The organism is Janthinobacterium sp. 78 (genome assembly GCF_003096775.1).
GTDB lineage: Bacteria > Pseudomonadota > Gammaproteobacteria > Burkholderiales > Burkholderiaceae_D > Janthinobacterium > Janthinobacterium tructae.
In genome coordinates this window covers 2,620,120-2,634,631 of sequence record NZ_QENT01000001.1, presented here as the reverse complement: position 1 = coordinate 2,634,631, position 14,512 = coordinate 2,620,120, and the positions used below count along the sequence as shown (strand labels likewise).

The 14,512-nt window shown below is 64.7% G+C and carries 16 protein-coding genes; 8 read left to right on the top strand and 8 right to left on the bottom strand.

The window, feature by feature from the left end; translation table 11 throughout:
- Positions 1-139 precede the first annotated feature (139 nt).
- A complete protein-coding gene (locus C8C92_RS11805; RefSeq protein WP_165829384.1) occupies positions 140-607 on the top strand; it encodes an META domain-containing protein in 468 nt (155 codons plus the stop codon).
- A 55-nt stretch (positions 608-662) separates the two neighbouring features.
- Positions 663-1,385 carry an HAD-IA family hydrolase gene (locus C8C92_RS11800; RefSeq protein ID WP_116744018.1) on the top strand — a complete coding sequence of 241 codons (723 nt, stop codon included), beginning with the start codon at positions 663-665 and terminating at the stop codon, positions 1,383-1,385.
- On the opposite strand, the gene C8C92_RS11795 is transcribed toward C8C92_RS11800, so the two are convergent.
- The 5 genes from C8C92_RS11795 to ssuE are packed head-to-tail and all read right to left on the bottom strand — an operon-like array spanning position 1,330 to position 5,819.
- Complete coding sequence (locus C8C92_RS11795) at positions 1,330-2,190, bottom strand: ATP-binding cassette domain-containing protein (protein WP_243420179.1); 861 nt, start codon at positions 2,188-2,190, stop codon at positions 1,330-1,332. The genes C8C92_RS11800 and C8C92_RS11795 overlap by 56 nt on opposite strands.
- Before the next feature lie 7 nt (positions 2,191-2,197).
- The gene (gene ssuC, locus C8C92_RS11790; RefSeq protein WP_099759728.1) at positions 2,198-2,989 is read right to left on the bottom strand and encodes an aliphatic sulfonate ABC transporter permease SsuC; all 792 of its coding nucleotides are present in this window, start codon (positions 2,987-2,989) and stop codon (positions 2,198-2,200) included.
- A 1-nt stretch (position 2,990) separates the two neighbouring features.
- A complete protein-coding gene (gene ssuD / locus C8C92_RS11785) occupies positions 2,991-4,151 on the bottom strand; it encodes an FMNH2-dependent alkanesulfonate monooxygenase (RefSeq protein WP_116744017.1) in 1,161 nt (386 codons plus the stop codon).
- Positions 4,152-4,163: 12 nt separating this feature from the next.
- Positions 4,164-5,174 (bottom strand): sulfonate ABC transporter substrate-binding protein, encoded by a 1,011-nt coding sequence (locus C8C92_RS11780; RefSeq protein WP_165829382.1) that lies wholly within the window; start codon positions 5,172-5,174, stop codon positions 4,164-4,166.
- A gap of 24 nt (positions 5,175-5,198) precedes the next feature.
- The gene (ssuE, locus tag C8C92_RS11775; protein ID WP_116744016.1) at positions 5,199-5,819 is read right to left on the bottom strand and encodes an NADPH-dependent FMN reductase; all 621 of its coding nucleotides are present in this window, start codon (positions 5,817-5,819) and stop codon (positions 5,199-5,201) included.
- 254 nt (positions 5,820-6,073) lie between these two features.
- Here ssuE and C8C92_RS11770 point away from each other — a divergent pair, with 254 nt between their 5' ends.
- From C8C92_RS11770 to C8C92_RS11750, 5 genes are all read left to right on the top strand, one after another.
- A complete protein-coding gene (locus tag C8C92_RS11770; protein WP_116744015.1) occupies positions 6,074-7,288 on the top strand; it encodes an acyl-CoA dehydrogenase family protein in 1,215 nt (404 codons plus the stop codon).
- 21 nt (positions 7,289-7,309) lie between these two features.
- Positions 7,310-8,137 (top strand): MetQ/NlpA family ABC transporter substrate-binding protein, encoded by an 828-nt coding sequence (locus C8C92_RS11765; protein ID WP_116744014.1) that lies wholly within the window; start codon positions 7,310-7,312, stop codon positions 8,135-8,137.
- Positions 8,138-8,140: 3 nt separating this feature from the next.
- Positions 8,141-9,532 (top strand): LLM class flavin-dependent oxidoreductase, encoded by a 1,392-nt coding sequence (locus C8C92_RS11760; RefSeq protein WP_116744013.1) that lies wholly within the window; start codon positions 8,141-8,143, stop codon positions 9,530-9,532.
- Between the two features lie 100 nt (positions 9,533-9,632).
- Positions 9,633-10,532 carry a subclass B3 metallo-beta-lactamase gene (gene bla / locus C8C92_RS11755; RefSeq protein ID WP_116744012.1) on the top strand — a complete coding sequence of 300 codons (900 nt, stop codon included), beginning with the start codon at positions 9,633-9,635 and terminating at the stop codon, positions 10,530-10,532.
- A 72-nt stretch (positions 10,533-10,604) separates the two neighbouring features.
- Complete coding sequence (locus C8C92_RS11750; protein WP_099759735.1) at positions 10,605-11,084, top strand: META domain-containing protein; 480 nt, start codon at positions 10,605-10,607, stop codon at positions 11,082-11,084.
- Between the two features lie 82 nt (positions 11,085-11,166).
- Here the strand turns inward: C8C92_RS11750 and epsC are convergent, their stop codons facing one another.
- Positions 11,167-12,120: a serine O-acetyltransferase EpsC gene (gene epsC, locus C8C92_RS11745; protein ID WP_099759736.1), complete on the bottom strand. Its 954-nt coding sequence runs from the start codon at positions 12,118-12,120 to the stop codon at positions 11,167-11,169.
- A gap of 189 nt (positions 12,121-12,309) precedes the next feature.
- On the opposite strand from epsC, the gene C8C92_RS11740 reads away from it, so the two are divergent.
- Positions 12,310-13,485 carry a multidrug effflux MFS transporter gene (locus C8C92_RS11740; protein WP_116744011.1) on the top strand — a complete coding sequence of 392 codons (1,176 nt, stop codon included), beginning with the start codon at positions 12,310-12,312 and terminating at the stop codon, positions 13,483-13,485.
- Positions 13,486-13,588: 103 nt separating this feature from the next.
- Here the strand turns inward: C8C92_RS11740 and C8C92_RS11735 are convergent, their stop codons facing one another.
- Together C8C92_RS11735 and C8C92_RS11730 are read right to left on the bottom strand one after the other, a co-directional pair.
- Positions 13,589-13,903, bottom strand: a complete 315-nt coding sequence (locus C8C92_RS11735; RefSeq protein WP_116744010.1) for a hypothetical protein — start codon at positions 13,901-13,903, stop codon at positions 13,589-13,591.
- An 80-nt stretch (positions 13,904-13,983) separates the two neighbouring features.
- Positions 13,984-14,424 carry a carboxymuconolactone decarboxylase family protein gene (locus C8C92_RS11730; RefSeq protein WP_116744008.1) on the bottom strand — a complete coding sequence of 147 codons (441 nt, stop codon included), beginning with the start codon at positions 14,422-14,424 and terminating at the stop codon, positions 13,984-13,986.
- Between the last annotated feature and the right edge of the window lie 88 nt (positions 14,425-14,512).

Sequence of the window (14,512 nt, the reverse complement as noted above, 5' to 3'; positions counted from 1 at the left end):
CCCCGATCAAGGTTGAAACAGCAGAAAGCATGAGTTTAATGCCAAGGCTGGCAAAATGGAAAGCAATAGCCGCTACGGTACGCTAGCCGGCACGAAAAATCTGCTAATGTGCGGGCATCCCCCCTCACAGGAGCATCCCATGCTGCATCGCCTGACGCATCATCTCAAATACCTGCCCCTTGCCGCCGCCATCGCCATGGCCGGCGGCTGCGCCGCCACCAGCGATAGCGCCAAGCCAGACAACGGCCTGGCGCCGCAGGCCAGCCTGACGAATACCTACTGGAAGCTGACGCAGCTCGATGGCGCCCCGGTGACGATGGCGCCGCAGCAGGAGCGCGAAGTGCGCATCACCCTCAGCGACGATGGCAAGGTCACCGGTTTCACGGGCTGCAACCGCGTGATGGGCGGCTATACGCTGGCCGGCACGGCCCTGCGTTTCACGCAATTGGCTGGCACGCGCATGGCCTGCCCGCCGCCCCTGATGCAGCTGGAAAGCGCGGTGCTGGCCAACTTGAACAGCGTGACGGGCTACCTGCTTGAGGGCGAGAAGCTGATCCTGCTCAAGGATGGCGCGCCCGTGGCCCGCTTTGAATCGGTCTACCTGTGAAATAAAAATCGACTGCCGTTACAATGGCTTCCAGCCCATCATCCGGAAGGAAGCCATGTCCGCACTGCCCTCGCCGTTTTCACCCCCGCCACCATCGGCCGCCGGCCGCTACCGCGCTTTTCTGTTCGACATGGACGGCACCGTCATCAATTCCATCGCCGCCGCCGAACGCATCTGGGGCACCTGGGCGCAGCGCCAGGGCCTCGACGTGGCAACCTTCCTGCCCACCATCCACGGTGCGCGCTCGGTCGACACCATCGCCAAACTGCGCCTGCCCGGCGTCGACGCGCAGCGCGAATCGCAGGGCATCACGGATGCGGAAATCATCGATGTGGAAGGGATTATTGAAATCGCGGGCGCGCTGCGCTTTTTACAGTCGCTGCCGCCCGCACAATGGGCCATCGTTACGTCGGCGCCGCGCGCGCTGGCGACGGCGCGCCTGAAGGCGGCCGGCATGCCCATTCCCGCCATCATGGTGACGGCGGAAGACGTCAAGGCAGGAAAACCCAGGCCCGATTGCTACCTGCTGGCGGCGGAAAAACTGGGCGTGGCGCCCTTTGACTGCCTGGTGTTCGAAGATGCCTCCGTCGGCATCGAGGCGGGCGAGGCGGCCGGTGCGAAGGTCATCGTCGTCACGGCCACGCATGCGCACCCGCTGGCCACGCGCCACCCGGCCATCGACAGCTATGAGAGCATCGTGGCGACCGTCGATGCGGATGGGTTCATCGTGCTGGCGCAGTTGTCCGACCCTGCGGTTGCAGCACCCGCGACAAGATAGTCTGCTCCAGCGCGGCGAAAGCCGCATGGCCGCGCTGACGGGGGCGCGGCAAGTCCACTTGCACGTCCAGGGTGATCCGCCCATCCTCGATCAGCAGCACCCGGTCGGCCAGGGCCACGGCTTCGGCCACATCGTGCGTCACCAGCACGGCCGTAAAACCGCGCGCCAGCCACAGCGACTCGATCAGCTGCTGCATCTCGATGCGCGTCAGCGCGTCGAGCGCGCCCAGGGGTTCATCGAGCAGCAGCAGTTGCGGTTCGTGCACCAGGGCGCGCGCCAGCGCCACGCGCTGCCTCTGCCCACCCGACAGGGCCGCCGGCCAGTCGTCGGCGCGTTCGGCAAGACCCACCGTCCACAGCGAGGCGGCCGCCGCGCCGACTGAGCGGGGTAGCCCCAAGGCCACATTGTCGAGCACCGTCTTCCACGGCAGCAGCCGCGATTCCTGGAACATGATGCGGATATCGGGCGCGCCCACGCCGCTGCCGATGGCGATTCTGCCCTCGTCGATGCTTTCCAGGCCCGCGATGGAGCGCAGCAAGGTGCTCTTGCCACAGCCGCTGCGCCCCACGATGGCGACGAACTCGCCCGCTTCCAGCTGCAGGTCGACGTTGTTCAGCACGGGGCGCTCTCCATAGGCCTTGCTCAATTGCGTCAGTTCCAAAGGCACGCCGCGGCGCGCCAAAGGAGCTTGCGGCGCGATCTTGGCTTGCGGCGGCGCGCTGGCCGGGTCGTACTGCACGAAGTGCGACAAAAAATCCGTTTCGATCTGGATGGGGGCGAGCAGCATGGTGTCTTCTTTCGTCATTTCGTCACTATCGGTAGGCGGGATTCCAGCGCAGGCAGTGGCGCTCCAACCCCCGCGAGAACAAATCGGCCAGCTTGCCCAGCAAGGCGTACAGCAAAATCCCCACCAGCACCACGTCCGTTTGCAGGAATTCGCGCGCATTCATGGTCATGTAGCCGATACCGGCCTGCGCCGAGATGGTTTCGGCGACGATCAGCAGCACCCACACGAGGCCCAGCGAAAAGCGCACGCCAACTAAAATGGAGGGCATGGCGGCCGGCAGGATCACGTCGCGGTACAAGGGCCAGCCGGACAAGCCATAGCTTTTCGCCATTTCGATCAAGCCCTGGTCGGCCGAGCGGATTCCGTGGAAAGTGTTCAGGTAGACGGGGAAGAACACGCCGACGGCCAGCAGAAACAGCTTGGCCGTCTCGTCGATGCCGAACCACAGAATCACCAGCGGGATCAGGGCCAGCGCCGGGATGTTGCGCACCATTTGCAAGGTCGTGTCGAGCAGGGTTTCCGCATGGCGGAAGCTGCCCGTGAATAATCCCAGCAGCAAGCCCAGTCCCGCGCCGATGACGAAACCGACCGTCGCGCGCCACAAGCTCGTTTTCAGGTGCAGCCACAGTTCGCCCGATGCGGCCAGGTGCCAGAAGGCTTTCGCCACGGCCCACGGCTCGGGCAGGATGCGGCTCGACAGCCAGCCCCACTGCGCGGCCAGCTGCCAGGCCAGCAGCAGCGCCACGGGCAAGGCCCACGGCGCCAACGCATTGCGCCATGGCGTGCCGGGCGGATGCCTGACGGTGGCCGTCGCCATCTCAGGCTGCCTTTTTCTGCGGCGCGGCCGGCACGATATTGCTGGCCATGACTTCGCCGAAAGGCCCCGTCAGTGACTGCTCACCCACGGCCTTGCCCTTGCCCAGCAGCGGGAACACCAGTTCGGCGAAGCGGTATGCTTCTTCCAGGTGCGGGTAACCGGAGAAAATGAAGGTGTCGATGCCCAGGTCCGCGTATTCCTGCATGCGCGCCACCACCGTGGGCGCGTCGCCCACCAGGGCCGTGCCCGCGCCGCCACGCACCAGGCCCACGCCGGCCCACAGATTCGGCGACACTTCGAGCTTGTCGCGCCGCCCGCCATGCAGGGCCGCCATGCGCTGCTGTCCCACGGAATCCATCTTGCCGAAGGCCGCCTGCGCCTTGGCGATGATGTCGTCGTCCAGGTGGCTGATCAACTCATCGGCCGCGCGCCAGGCGGCTTCGTTCGTTTCGCGCACAATCACGTGCAGGCGGATGCCAAACCGGACTGTGCGACCTTTTTTTGCGGCACGCGCGCGGATGTCGGCGATTTTCTCGGCCACGGCGGCGGGCGGCTCGCCCCACGTCAGGTACACGTCCATCTGCTCGGCCGCCAGTGCATGCGCCGGCTCCGACGAGCCGCCGAAATACAGCGGTGGATACGGTTTCTGCACGGGCGGGTACAGGGTTTTCGCGCCCTTTACCTGGATATGCTTGCCCTCGAAATCGTAGCCAGCCGCGCCGCCCTCGCCCGCCAGGGTGGCCCGCCACACCTTGATGAATTCATCGGAGATTTCATAGCGCTTGGCGTGGTCGGCAAACAGGCCGTCCGCTTCCAGCTCGCCCTGGTCGCCGCCCGTGACGACGTTGATCAAGAGGCGCCCGTTCGACAGGCGGTCAAACGTGGACGCCATGCGCACGGCCAGGCCGGGCGTGGACAGGCCGGGGCGGATGGCGACGAGGAATTTGAGCTTTTGCGTCACGCTGATCAGCGACGACGCCACCACCCACGCGTCTTCGCAGGAGCGGCCCGTCGGCAGCAGCACGCCGTCGTAGCCGAGCGTGTCGGCGGCCACTGCCACTTGGCGCAAGTAATCGGCATCGACGGGGCGCGCGCCCTGCGACGTGCCCAGGTAGCGGCTGTCGCCGTGGGTGGGGATGAACCAGAAGACATTGAATGACATGATATTTGTTCCTTATTTTGTGCTGGTAGCGAGCTGGCGCGCCGGCAGCAGCGCGTCCTTGACAACGATCGGTTTCGGAATCAGCTTCAGGCTGGAAAAGGCGTCCGCCACCCTTTGCTGCGAAGCGATGACGTCGACGGAAACGGGTTTCACGCCATACGCATAGCGCGAGGCGGCCAGCGCCACGACCTCCTTGCTCAGACCCGTCTGCGCCGACAAAATCGTCGCCACTTCGTCCGGGTTGTTGCGGCCCCAGTCATCGACCTTGGCCACTTCATCGAGCACGATGCGCAGGATCTCGGGATTTTTTTCTGCATACGTGCGCGAGGCCAGATAAAACTGGTAGTTCGCCACCAGGCCCTTGCCATCGGCCAGCACGCGCGCGCCCAGCTGCTTTTCAGCCGCCGCCAGGAACGGGTCCCAGATGGCCCAGGCATCCACGCTGCCCCGTTCAAAAGCGGCGCGCGCATCGGCCGGCGGCAGGAACACGGGCTGGATATCGGCATACGCGACGCCGGCTTTTTCCAGTGCCTTCAACAGCAGGTAATGCACGTTCGAGCCCTTGTTCAGGGCGATTTTCTTGCCCTTCAAATCGGCCAGGGTGCGCAAGCCGGAACCCTTGGGCACGACGATGGCTTCGCTGGCCGGCGACGCCGGTTCATTGCCGACATACACCAGGTTGGCACCGGCCGCCTGTGCAAAGATCGGCGGCGCCTCGCCCACGGTGCCGAAATCGATGCTGCCCACGTTCAAGCCTTCGAGCAGCACCGGGCCGGCCGGGAACTCCGTCCATTTCACGCCCACGCCCTGTTCGGCCAGGCGTTTTTCCAGCGTGCCGCGTCCTTTCAGCAGGGTCAGGGTGCCGTATTTCTGGTAACCGATACGCACCTGCACCTGCAGCTCCCCTTTGGCCTGCGCCAGCGCCGCAGCCGGCATGCCGGCCGCCATCACGCCGGCGGCGGCGGCAAACAGCAAGCCCAGAGTGGTACGGCGCGAGAGTCGTTGTGCGTGGCGGTGTGTCATGAGGGTTCCTTGGTCGGTAAATAATCAGGCGGCTTGAAATTGCGGGGCGTAAGGCTGGTCTTGCAGCGAACGCAGGGGATGCGGGACCTCTGTTGGCGCGGGCGGACGCCGGCCCTGCAGCACGAACAGGCCGGTGGAGAGCTCTTCGATGCCGGCCTGCACGCGTGCGGCAATCGGCGCGTCCAGGCTCAGGCCCCGCTCTACGTGCCATTCCAGCTGCTGCGCATTGGCGTAGATGCTGGTAAACACCTGCTTGGCGCCCAGCGCATGCAGCACGGGACGCAGCGCATAGTCGAGCGCCAGGGTGTGGGCGTGGCCGCCGCCCGTGGCCAGCGGCAGCACCAGCTTGCCGGCCAGGCCATCTTGCGGCAGCAGGTCGAGAAAGGCTTTCAGCAATCCTGTATACGCGGCCTTGTAGATGGGCGTGGCGATCACGATGGCGTCGGCATCGGCCACGGCGTGCACGGCGCGGGCAATCGCCGCGTCGTCGTAGTCGGCCAGCAGCAGGGCGCGCGCCGGCAAGTCGCGCACATGCAGCCTGGCGCAGCTGTGGCCTTGCAGCGCCAGCTGCTCGCCGATATGCAGCAGCAAGCGGCTGGAACTCGATGGGAGTTGCGGGCTACCGCCCAATAACAAGATGCTCATGTGATGCCCGTCCCTGTAGGTGATCGAAAGTGGCGTTGCCCGGATGCTTGCAGCCTATCGCCATCAGCGGCCTGGCAAAACGAATGCTTTCGCGCTTCGATATGCGTTTTTTGACTATCCGGGCCTGACGCCCCTCACGCCATCGCGCATTCTGCCGCGCGGCTTTTTTCGCATATCCATGCGCGGTTTTCTTCGTGTACGGCGCACGCGGGGCGGTGCAATATCGGCCTCATCGTCTTTCTGGAATATCACTCATGTCTAGCGCTTTACTGCATGCCCCCCTTCCCAAGTCGCCTGTGCAGGAACCCTTGCAGGACGCCATCCGCATCGCAACAAAGCTGGCCGCGCGCCTGGCCGAAACGGCGAATGCCCGCGACCAGGCCGGCGGCCATGCCGCACAGGAGCGTGAATGGCTGCGCGAGTCGGGTCTGCTCACCTTGTCGATTCCCGTGGAATTCGGTGGCCAGGGCGCGTCGTGGCCCCTCGTGTACCAGGTGATCCGCATCCTGGCGCGCGCCGACAGCGCGCTGGCGCATGTCTTCGGCTTCCACCATTTGCAGCTGGCCGGCCTGCAGCTGTATGGCAGCGCGCAACAGCAGCGCCGTCTGCTCACCCTGACCGTCGACGAGCGCCTGTTCTGGGGCAATGCCTTGAATCCCCTCGACAAGCGAGTCACGGCCAGCGACACCAACAGTGGCTTTATCCTCGATGGCATCAAGAGCTTTTCTTCCGGCTCGGTCGGTTCCGACTGGCTGACCGTCTCGGCCTGGCACGCGCCAACGCAAACGGCGCTGATCGCCGCCCTGCCCACGCGCCAGGATGGCGTGAGCGTGCAGGCGGACTGGGACGCCTTCGGCCAGCGCCAGACGGACAGCGGCAATGTGCATTTCCAGGCGGTCGCCCTGCCCCACGAGCTGGTGCTGCAGGCGCCCGCGCAGGCCGCCACACCGCAAGCGACCGTGCGCTCGCAGATCGCGCAGCTGATCATGGCAAATTTATATCTGGGTATCGCCGAAGGCGCGTTCGAAGCGGCGCGCCGCTACACGGACGAGCAGGCGAAAGCCTGGTTTGCCTCGGGCGTGGCCAAGGCAACGGACGACCCTTTGATCCAGCACCGCTATGGCCAGCTGTGGCTCTTGCTGCGCCCCGCGCAAGTGCTGGCCGACTCTGCGGCGCAGGAACTGGAAAAGGTGTTTCGCAAGGGTGCGCTGGTGACGGCGCGCGAACGGGGCTTGCTGGCGGTGGCCGTGGCCGAAGCCAAGTGCCTGGCGCACCAGGCGGGACTGGAAATCAGCAGCCAGATGTTCGAACTGACGGGCGCCCGCTCCACCTCGGCCCAGTACGGCTTCGACCGCTACTGGCGCAACGTGCGCGTGCATACCCTGCACGACCCCATCGACTACAAGCTGCGCGACCTGGGACGCTTTGCCTTGACCGGCACCGTGCCCGAGCCGACGGCGTACTCATAATTCACCCACCAAGGAGCCAGCATGACCATCACCCGCCGCAGCATCCTCCTCAGCGCCCTGACTCTGGCCTTGACGGCCAGCTTCGCCCACGCCAAGGACCCGAAGGAGATCACCATCGGCACCAGCGCCGGGCCGTACGCGGACCAGATCAAGCTGGGCATCAAGCCTATCCTGGAAAAGCAGGGCTACAAGGTCAAGCTGGTGGAATTCAATGACTACATCCAGCCGAACTTCGCGCTGGCCGAGGGTTCGCTGGACGCCAACGTGTTCCAGCACATCGTCTACCTGAAGAAATTCGCGCTGGAACACAAGCTGGCGCTGACGGACCTGATCACGATACCTACGGCGCCGATCGCCATCTACAGCAAGAAGCACAAGACCCTGGACGACGTGAAAGAAGGCACGACGGTGGGCTTGCCGAACGATCCGACCAACCAGGCGCGCGCGCTGGTGCTGCTCGACCAGCTGGGATGGATCAAGCTGCGCGCCAGCTTCGACCCCGTGCGCGCATCGGAAAAGGATATCGCCGTCAACACGAAGAAAATCAAGCTGCTGCCGCTGGAAGCAGCGCAGCTGCCACGCTCGCTGGGCGATACCGATTACTCCTTCATCAACGGCAATTACGCGCTGGCGTCGGGGCTGAAACTGACGGAGGCGCTGGTGGCCGAGAAAATCTCGCCCAACTACATCAACTTGGTAGCCATCCGCACGGCCGACAAGGACAAGCAGTTCGCGAAAGACCTGGCGGCAGCCTACCGCTCGCGCGAATTCCTCGACATCACGAATAAACACTTTGCCGGCTATTCGAAACCCGACTACCAGCAAGCCTTGCAGACGGCGGCAAAATAAGCCATGGCAAAGACGATACGTTTCAACGCCTTCCAGATGAATAGCGTCGGCCACCAGTCGCCGGGGCTATGGACGCATGCGCGCGACCGCAGCCACCGCTATACCGATCCTGCGCACTGGACGGAACTGGCACGGCTGCTGGAAGCGGGCCTGTTCGACGCGGTTTTTCTTGCCGACGTGCTGGGCGTGTATGACGTGTACCGGGGCAGCCTCGATGCGGCCCTGGAACACGGCGTGCAAGTGCCGCTGAACGACCCGCTGGCCCTCGTGCCCATCATGGCGCAAGCCACCACGCACCTGGGTTTCGGCGTCACCTGCGCCCTCACCTACGAGCATCCGTACACGTTCGCGCGGCGCATTTCCACCCTCGACCACCTGACGGGGGGACGCATCGGCTGGAATATCGTCACCGGCTATTTAGACAGCGCGGCGCGCAACCTGGGTTTGCAGCAGCAACTGGGTCACGACGAGCGCTACGACCTGGCCGACGAATATCTCGACGTCGTCTACAAGCTGTGGGAAAAGAGCTGGGACGACGACGCCGTCGTCAACGACAAGGCGCGCGGCATCTACGCCGATCCGGCCAAGGTACATCCGATCAACCATGCCGGGCGCCACTACCAGGTGCCCGGCATCCATTTGTGCGAGCCGTCGCCGCAGCGCACGCCCCTGCTGTACCAGGCGGGCACCTCGCCACGCGGCACGCGCTTTGCGGCGCGCCACGCGGAAGCCACCTTTGTCAGTGGTCCCAGCAAAACGGTGGTCAAGCGTTACGCCGACGACTTGCGCGCCGCCGTGCGGCAAAGCGGGCGCGATGGCGATGCGCTGCTGATCTACGCGCAGGCGCTGGTCATCACGGGCGCCACGCAAGAAGAGGCGCGCGCCAAGCACGCCGACTACCTGCGCCACGTGAATATCGAGGCGGCGCTGGTGCTGCTGTCGGGATGGACGGGCGTCGATTTCAGCCGCTACCCGCTCGACGCCACCATCGACTACATCGATTCCCCGGCCGGGCGCTCGGCGCTGGCGTCGTTCAGCCAGGCCAACCCGGACCGCAAGTGGACCGTGCGCGAGGCCGCCGAATACATCGGCCTGGGCGGACGCGGCCCGGTGCTGGTGGGCGATGCGCGCCAGGTAGCCGACCAGCTGGAAAGCTGGCTGGACGAAACGGGCATCGACGGCTTCAATCTGGCCTTCGCCGTGGCGCACGACAGCATGGCCGACGTGGTGACCCACATCGTGCCGGAACTGCAGCGGCGCGGCCGCTATCGCACCCACTACGAGGAAGGCAGCTTGCGCCACAAGGTCTTCGGCCAGGGCCCGCGCCTGCCCGCCAGCCACGCGGGTCGCCAGGTCAGCATCGAGCCCGGCAGCGCCACCCTGGCTACGGCCTGAACACCCGCTTCGCCAGCAGCCATGCATGCAAGGATGCGTTTGCGTCCAGCCCCGTTCCGTGTCAGCATACGCCACCCTGGCAACACGGATAAGGATTGCAATGCCCCTCACTCTTACACGCGCGCTGGCACTGGCGCTGCTGGCAGGCCATGGCTGCCTGGCATGGGCGCAGGCGCCAGCCACGCCGCCGACGCCGGGCTGCGACGTCTGCGCCATCTGGAATGCTGACCAGGCGCCGTTCCGCATCTTCGGCAATACCTATTATGTGGGTGTGAAAGGCCTCAGTTCCGTGCTGGTGACGTCGCCGCAGGGCCACGTGCTGATCGACGGCGGCTTGCCGGAATCGGCGCCCAAGATCATCGCCAATATCGCCACCCTGGGCTTTCGCATCGAGGACGTCAAGCTGATCCTCAATTCGCACGGCCACATCGACCATGCGGGCGGCCTGGCCGAACTGCAGCGGCGCAGCAATGCGCTGGTGGCCGCCAGCCCGTCGGCGGCGCTGGACCTGGCGTCGGGCGAAGTGGGGCCGGACGATCCGCAATACCATGCGCTGCCCAAGTACCCGCCCGTGAAGGACATGCGCCTGGCGCGCGATGGTGGCCATTTCGACGTCGGCCCCGTCAAGCTGACGGCGCACGCCACGCCGGGCCACACGCCCGGTGGCCTGAGCTGGACGTGGCAATCGTGCGACGGCCCCCGCTGCCTGAACATGGTCTACGCGGATAGCCTCAACGCCGTCTCGCGCCCCGGCTTCAAGTTCAGCGCCAGCAGCGAGTATCCAAACGCGGTGGCGGATTTGCGCCACAGCTTCGAGACCCTGGAAAAACTGCCCTGCGACGTGCTCATTTCGGCGCATCCGGAAGCGTCGCAGCTGTGGGAGCGGCTCGAAGCGAGCGCCACGGCCGGCAGCGATGCCTTCATCGACCCGCAAGCCTGCCACGCCTACGTGGCGGCGGCGCGCACCTTGCTCGACTCTCGCCTGGAACAGGAGCGGTAGGCTTTTCAACCGTGCACGCTGGCGTGGCGCCAATCTGCTACGCTGGCGCCATTCATTTGAAGAAGGATTGCCATGTTCACACTCGCCAGACTGATTCCCCTCGCCGCCATCGTCGCCATCACCGCCGGCTGTGCGCAAACGCCCGTGCGCAGCGACGCTGCCGCCGCCGCGCCAGGCGCTACCTCGCCCGCCAAGCCGGCACCCAAGCTGACGGGCACGCAGTGGAAGCTGAAGGAATTGAAGGGCAAGCAAGTGGTGCGCAAGGCGCCTGAACAGCGCGAAGTGACCCTGCAGCTGGCCGAAGGCCGCGCCAGTGGCCACAGCGGCTGCAACCAGATGATGGGCGGCTACACCAGCGATGGCATCAGCACCTTGAACTTTGGACAGATGGCCGGCACCATGATGATGTGCCAGCCGCAGGACATGGACCTCGAACGCCTGCTCCTGACCACCCTGGGCGAAGTCAATGGCTATCGCTACGCCGACCAGGAATTGCTGCTGCTGAAAGATGGCGTGCCAGTGGCGCGCTATGAAGCGCTGACTGTGAAGTAAGCCCAAGCGCAAATACCGGGGTCGTACCCTGAGGGTACGACCCCAGTTTCTGCGCTGGGGTTCGTTGTCCCTTCCATCCTTCTCAGTCGTTGCGCATCTGCGCCTGCGACACGTTACTCTCAGGCGGCACGCTCTGCGTCAGCCACACATTCCCCCCGATGGTCGATCCTGCGCCGATGGTGATGCGCCCCAGCACGGTCGCGCCCGCGTAGATGACCACGTCGTCCTCGACGATGGGATGGCGCGGCGTGCCCTTGATCAGCGCGCCGCTTGCGTCAGCCGGAAAACGCTTGGCGCCCAGGGTGACGGCCTGGTACAGGCGCACCCGCTGGCCGATGATGGCCGTCTCGCCGATCACCACGCCCGTGCCGTGGTCGATGAAGAAGGACGCGCCGATGTGCGCGCCCGGGTGGATATCGATGCCCGTCAAGGTGTGCGCGATGTCGGCGATCAGGCGCGCCAGGAACGGCGCGCCCAGCGCGTGCAACCGGTGCGCGAGACGGTGGTACAGGATGGCGATGGTGCCCGGATAGCACAACATGATTTCAGCCACTGACGTGGCGGCCGGGTCGCCCGCGTAGGCAGCCTGCACGTCCGACACCAGCAAGGCGCGGATATCGGGCAGGCTGGCGGCAAACGCGCGCGTGATCTCGCGCGCCTGCTGCGCCAGGGCCGCATCGTCGCTGGCGCCATCGCCCTCATCGCCGGCCGGCACGGCGTGAGCCGGAGCCGAGAACAGCAGGCCGCGCCGCACCTGCTCGCTGAGGCGGTTCAGCGTAGTGTTGAGCGTGTCACCGACAAAATAGTCGATGCTTTCATCGGTCAGGTTGGGCCGCCCGTAATGCGTGGGGAACAGCGCTGCCGACAGGCCATTGACGATGGTGGTCAGCGCTTCGCGCGACGGCAGTTCGCGCACCCTGCCGTTATGGCGGATCTTGTGCTTGTCTTCGCGCGAGGTGCGCAGCGCCGCGATCACGGGCCCCAGGTTCCACTGGGCCGTGTCGTCGGCGGGCGCTGCGGGATAAATGCTGTGCATGGCGTATCACTTCCAGAAAAAGGCAAACAGGCCGGGTCGCCCCAGCTTAACGGCGCAGACAGGCAAAGCCAACGAAGGATTGCGAGCTTTGATATGCGAAAAACGCATATGGATGGCAAACCGCGGCGGCACCGGACCCGATTCCCGCCGCTAGCGTAAAATGACGGACTAACAAAAACACTCTTTGACATGACTAAATTATTAACCTGGATTTTGGCGGGCCTGGCGATGGTCGGACCGCTGGCAATTGACACCTATCTGCCGTCTTTCCCCGCCATCGTGCAAGATTTCAATGCCAGCCCCCTGCTGGTGCAGCAGACCCTGAGCTTTTTCCTGTTCACGTTCGCCTTCATGATGCTGTTTTACGGCACCCTGTCCGATTCGTTCGGCCGCCGTCCCGTGATTCTCGTCTCGCTGGTGCTGTATGTGGTCGCCTCCGTGGGTGCCGCGCTGGCGCCGTCGCTGGGCTGGCTGCTGGCCTGGCGCGTGCTGCAGGGGCTGGCGGCGGGCGCCGGTTCCGTGATCGGCCGCGCCATCGTGCAAGACCGCTATTCGGGCGCCGCCGCGCAAAAAATCCTTTCACACATCATGATGGTGTTCGCGCTGGCGCCGGCGATTGCGCCCGTGCTGGGCGGCTGGCTGCAGGTGGGCCTGGGCTGGCGGTCGATCTTCTGGTTCCTCACGGCCTTCGGCGTGCTGATGTTCATCGTCGTCTGGCGCGCGCTGCCGGAAAGCCTGCCGAAGGAACAGCGCCACGCCTTCCACCTGGGCGACATCGCCGTCAATTACTGGAAAGTACTGTGCCACCGCCAGTTCCTGCTGCTGTCGACGGCCATCGGCGCCGCCTTCGGCGGCTTCGCCCTGTACATCGGCTCGGCCGCCTACTTCATCATCAACATCCTGCATTTGCCGGAAACGGCATTCGCCTGGCTGTTCATTCCCTTAATTAGCGGCATGGTGTTCGGTTCGGCCCTGTCGGCGAAAATCGCCCACCGCTACAGCCAGCGCCAGATGATCTGGGCCGGCTTCATCCTGATGCTGGTGGCGGCTGCAGCCAACATCGGCTACAACTACTTCTTTGCCGCTGAAGTGCCATGGGCCGTGCTGCCGCTGTTCTTCTACTCGTTCGCGCTGTCGATCGCCATGCCGCCGATGACCCTGATGGCCTTGAACCACTTCCCCAACAACAGCGGCCTGGCCTCGTCGATGCAATCGTTCATCCAGATGCTGCTGTTCGCGCTGGTCTCGGGCCTGGTGGCGCCGCTGCTGTTCGACAGCGCCCTGAATCTCGCGTATGGGGTGATGGCGGGGCTGCTGGTGAGTTTGGTTTGCTGGGTGTTTGCGCAGGGTAAGGCAGAAGCGTAGGTCGGATTAGGTTCGCAGAACCGTAATCCGACAACATTGTTGGCGGGTGACGTCGGATTACGCGCAAGCGCTAATCCGACCTACGAGCAATATACAGCCAGGATTACGGCCACGGTGCAGGGGTGACGTCAACATACTGCGCCCCGCCCTGCTCCGGGGCCGGCTCCGCCGCATCGCGCGCGGCCGGCTGGTTCAACGATCCGGCCGGCGAACGCAAACTCAAAATCTCCTTGCGCGCCTCGACGAAGTCGGCGGAACTCAAGGGATGTTGCTGGTCGGGCCAGTGGCTGACGGCCCATTCCTGCAAGGTTTCAAAACGCCGCCACAGTTCGGCGATGAATGCGCGGCGTGCTTCTTCCTCCGCTTCTTCCTGCTGCCCCGGCGTCTTTTCGGCGCCTTCCCCCGTATGTATTTGCATGGCTGCTCCCTAGGATATCAATCGTATGGTCAGCCTACGCAGGAACCAGCCAGACGTCTGTTCGCGAACGAACAAAGAGCTTATTCAGGCATCTTGCGGAAACCCACGGCCAGGCGGTTCCAGGTATTGATGGAGCCGATGGCCAGGGTGACGTTGACCATTTCCGCCGGCGTCAATTGCTGCGCCAGCGCCGCATACACGTCATCGGGCGCCTGGCTTTGCGGCAGCAGGGTCAGCGCTTCCGTCCAGGCCAGCACGGCCCGCTCGCGTGCCGTAAAAAATGGCGTTTCGCGCCAGACGGACACGGCATACAGGCGGCGTTCCGTTTCGCCCGCCTTGCGCGCATCGCTCGTGTGCAAGTCCACGCAAAAGGCGCAGCCATTGATTTGCGAAGCGCGCAGGCGGATCAGCTCGAGCAGCGAGTGTTCCACGCCCAGCTTGGCAATCGCCGCTTCCAGCGCGTACATGGCCTTGACGGCGTCGGGCGAAGCTTGTGTAAAATCGAGTCGTTGCTGTGTCATGATGCATTCCTTGATGATGAGAGATGCACTATTCTAGAAGCGCGGCAACAGTGCGCGGCAGGCCAATCCCCCCGAAAAGCAGCAGACC

Excerpts from the sequence above, each read along its gene's own strand:
- C8C92_RS11770 (WP_116744015.1), top strand. The coding sequence starts at position 6,074 with ATGTCTAGCGCTTTACTGCATGCCCCCCTTCCCAAGTCGCCTGTGCAG.
- C8C92_RS11805 (WP_165829384.1), top strand. The coding sequence starts at position 140 with ATGCTGCATCGCCTGACGCATCATCTCAAATACCTGCCCCTTGCCGCC.
- ssuC (WP_099759728.1), bottom strand. The coding sequence starts at position 2,989 with ATGGCGACGGCCACCGTCAGGCATCCGCCCGGCACGCCATGGCGCAAT.
- ssuE (WP_116744016.1), bottom strand. The coding sequence starts at position 5,819 with ATGAGCATCTTGTTATTGGGCGGTAGCCCGCAACTCCCATCGAGTTCC.
- C8C92_RS11800 (WP_116744018.1), top strand. The coding sequence starts at position 663 with ATGTCCGCACTGCCCTCGCCGTTTTCACCCCCGCCACCATCGGCCGCC.
- C8C92_RS11760 (WP_116744013.1), top strand. The coding sequence starts at position 8,141 with ATGGCAAAGACGATACGTTTCAACGCCTTCCAGATGAATAGCGTCGGC.
- C8C92_RS11730 (WP_116744008.1), bottom strand. The coding sequence starts at position 14,424 with ATGACACAGCAACGACTCGATTTTACACAAGCTTCGCCCGACGCCGTC.
- C8C92_RS11750 (WP_099759735.1), top strand. The coding sequence starts at position 10,605 with ATGTTCACACTCGCCAGACTGATTCCCCTCGCCGCCATCGTCGCCATC.
- C8C92_RS11740 (WP_116744011.1), top strand. The coding sequence starts at position 12,310 with ATGACTAAATTATTAACCTGGATTTTGGCGGGCCTGGCGATGGTCGGA.
- bla (WP_116744012.1), top strand. The coding sequence starts at position 9,633 with ATGCCCCTCACTCTTACACGCGCGCTGGCACTGGCGCTGCTGGCAGGC.
- epsC (WP_099759736.1), bottom strand. The coding sequence starts at position 12,120 with ATGCACAGCATTTATCCCGCAGCGCCCGCCGACGACACGGCCCAGTGG.
- C8C92_RS11735 (WP_116744010.1), bottom strand. The coding sequence starts at position 13,903 with ATGCAAATACATACGGGGGAAGGCGCCGAAAAGACGCCGGGGCAGCAG.
- C8C92_RS11780 (WP_165829382.1), bottom strand. The coding sequence starts at position 5,174 with ATGACACACCGCCACGCACAACGACTCTCGCGCCGTACCACTCTGGGC.
- ssuD (WP_116744017.1), bottom strand. The coding sequence starts at position 4,151 with ATGTCATTCAATGTCTTCTGGTTCATCCCCACCCACGGCGACAGCCGC.
- C8C92_RS11795 (WP_243420179.1), bottom strand. The coding sequence starts at position 2,190 with ATGACGAAAGAAGACACCATGCTGCTCGCCCCCATCCAGATCGAAACG.
- C8C92_RS11765 (WP_116744014.1), top strand. The coding sequence starts at position 7,310 with ATGACCATCACCCGCCGCAGCATCCTCCTCAGCGCCCTGACTCTGGCC.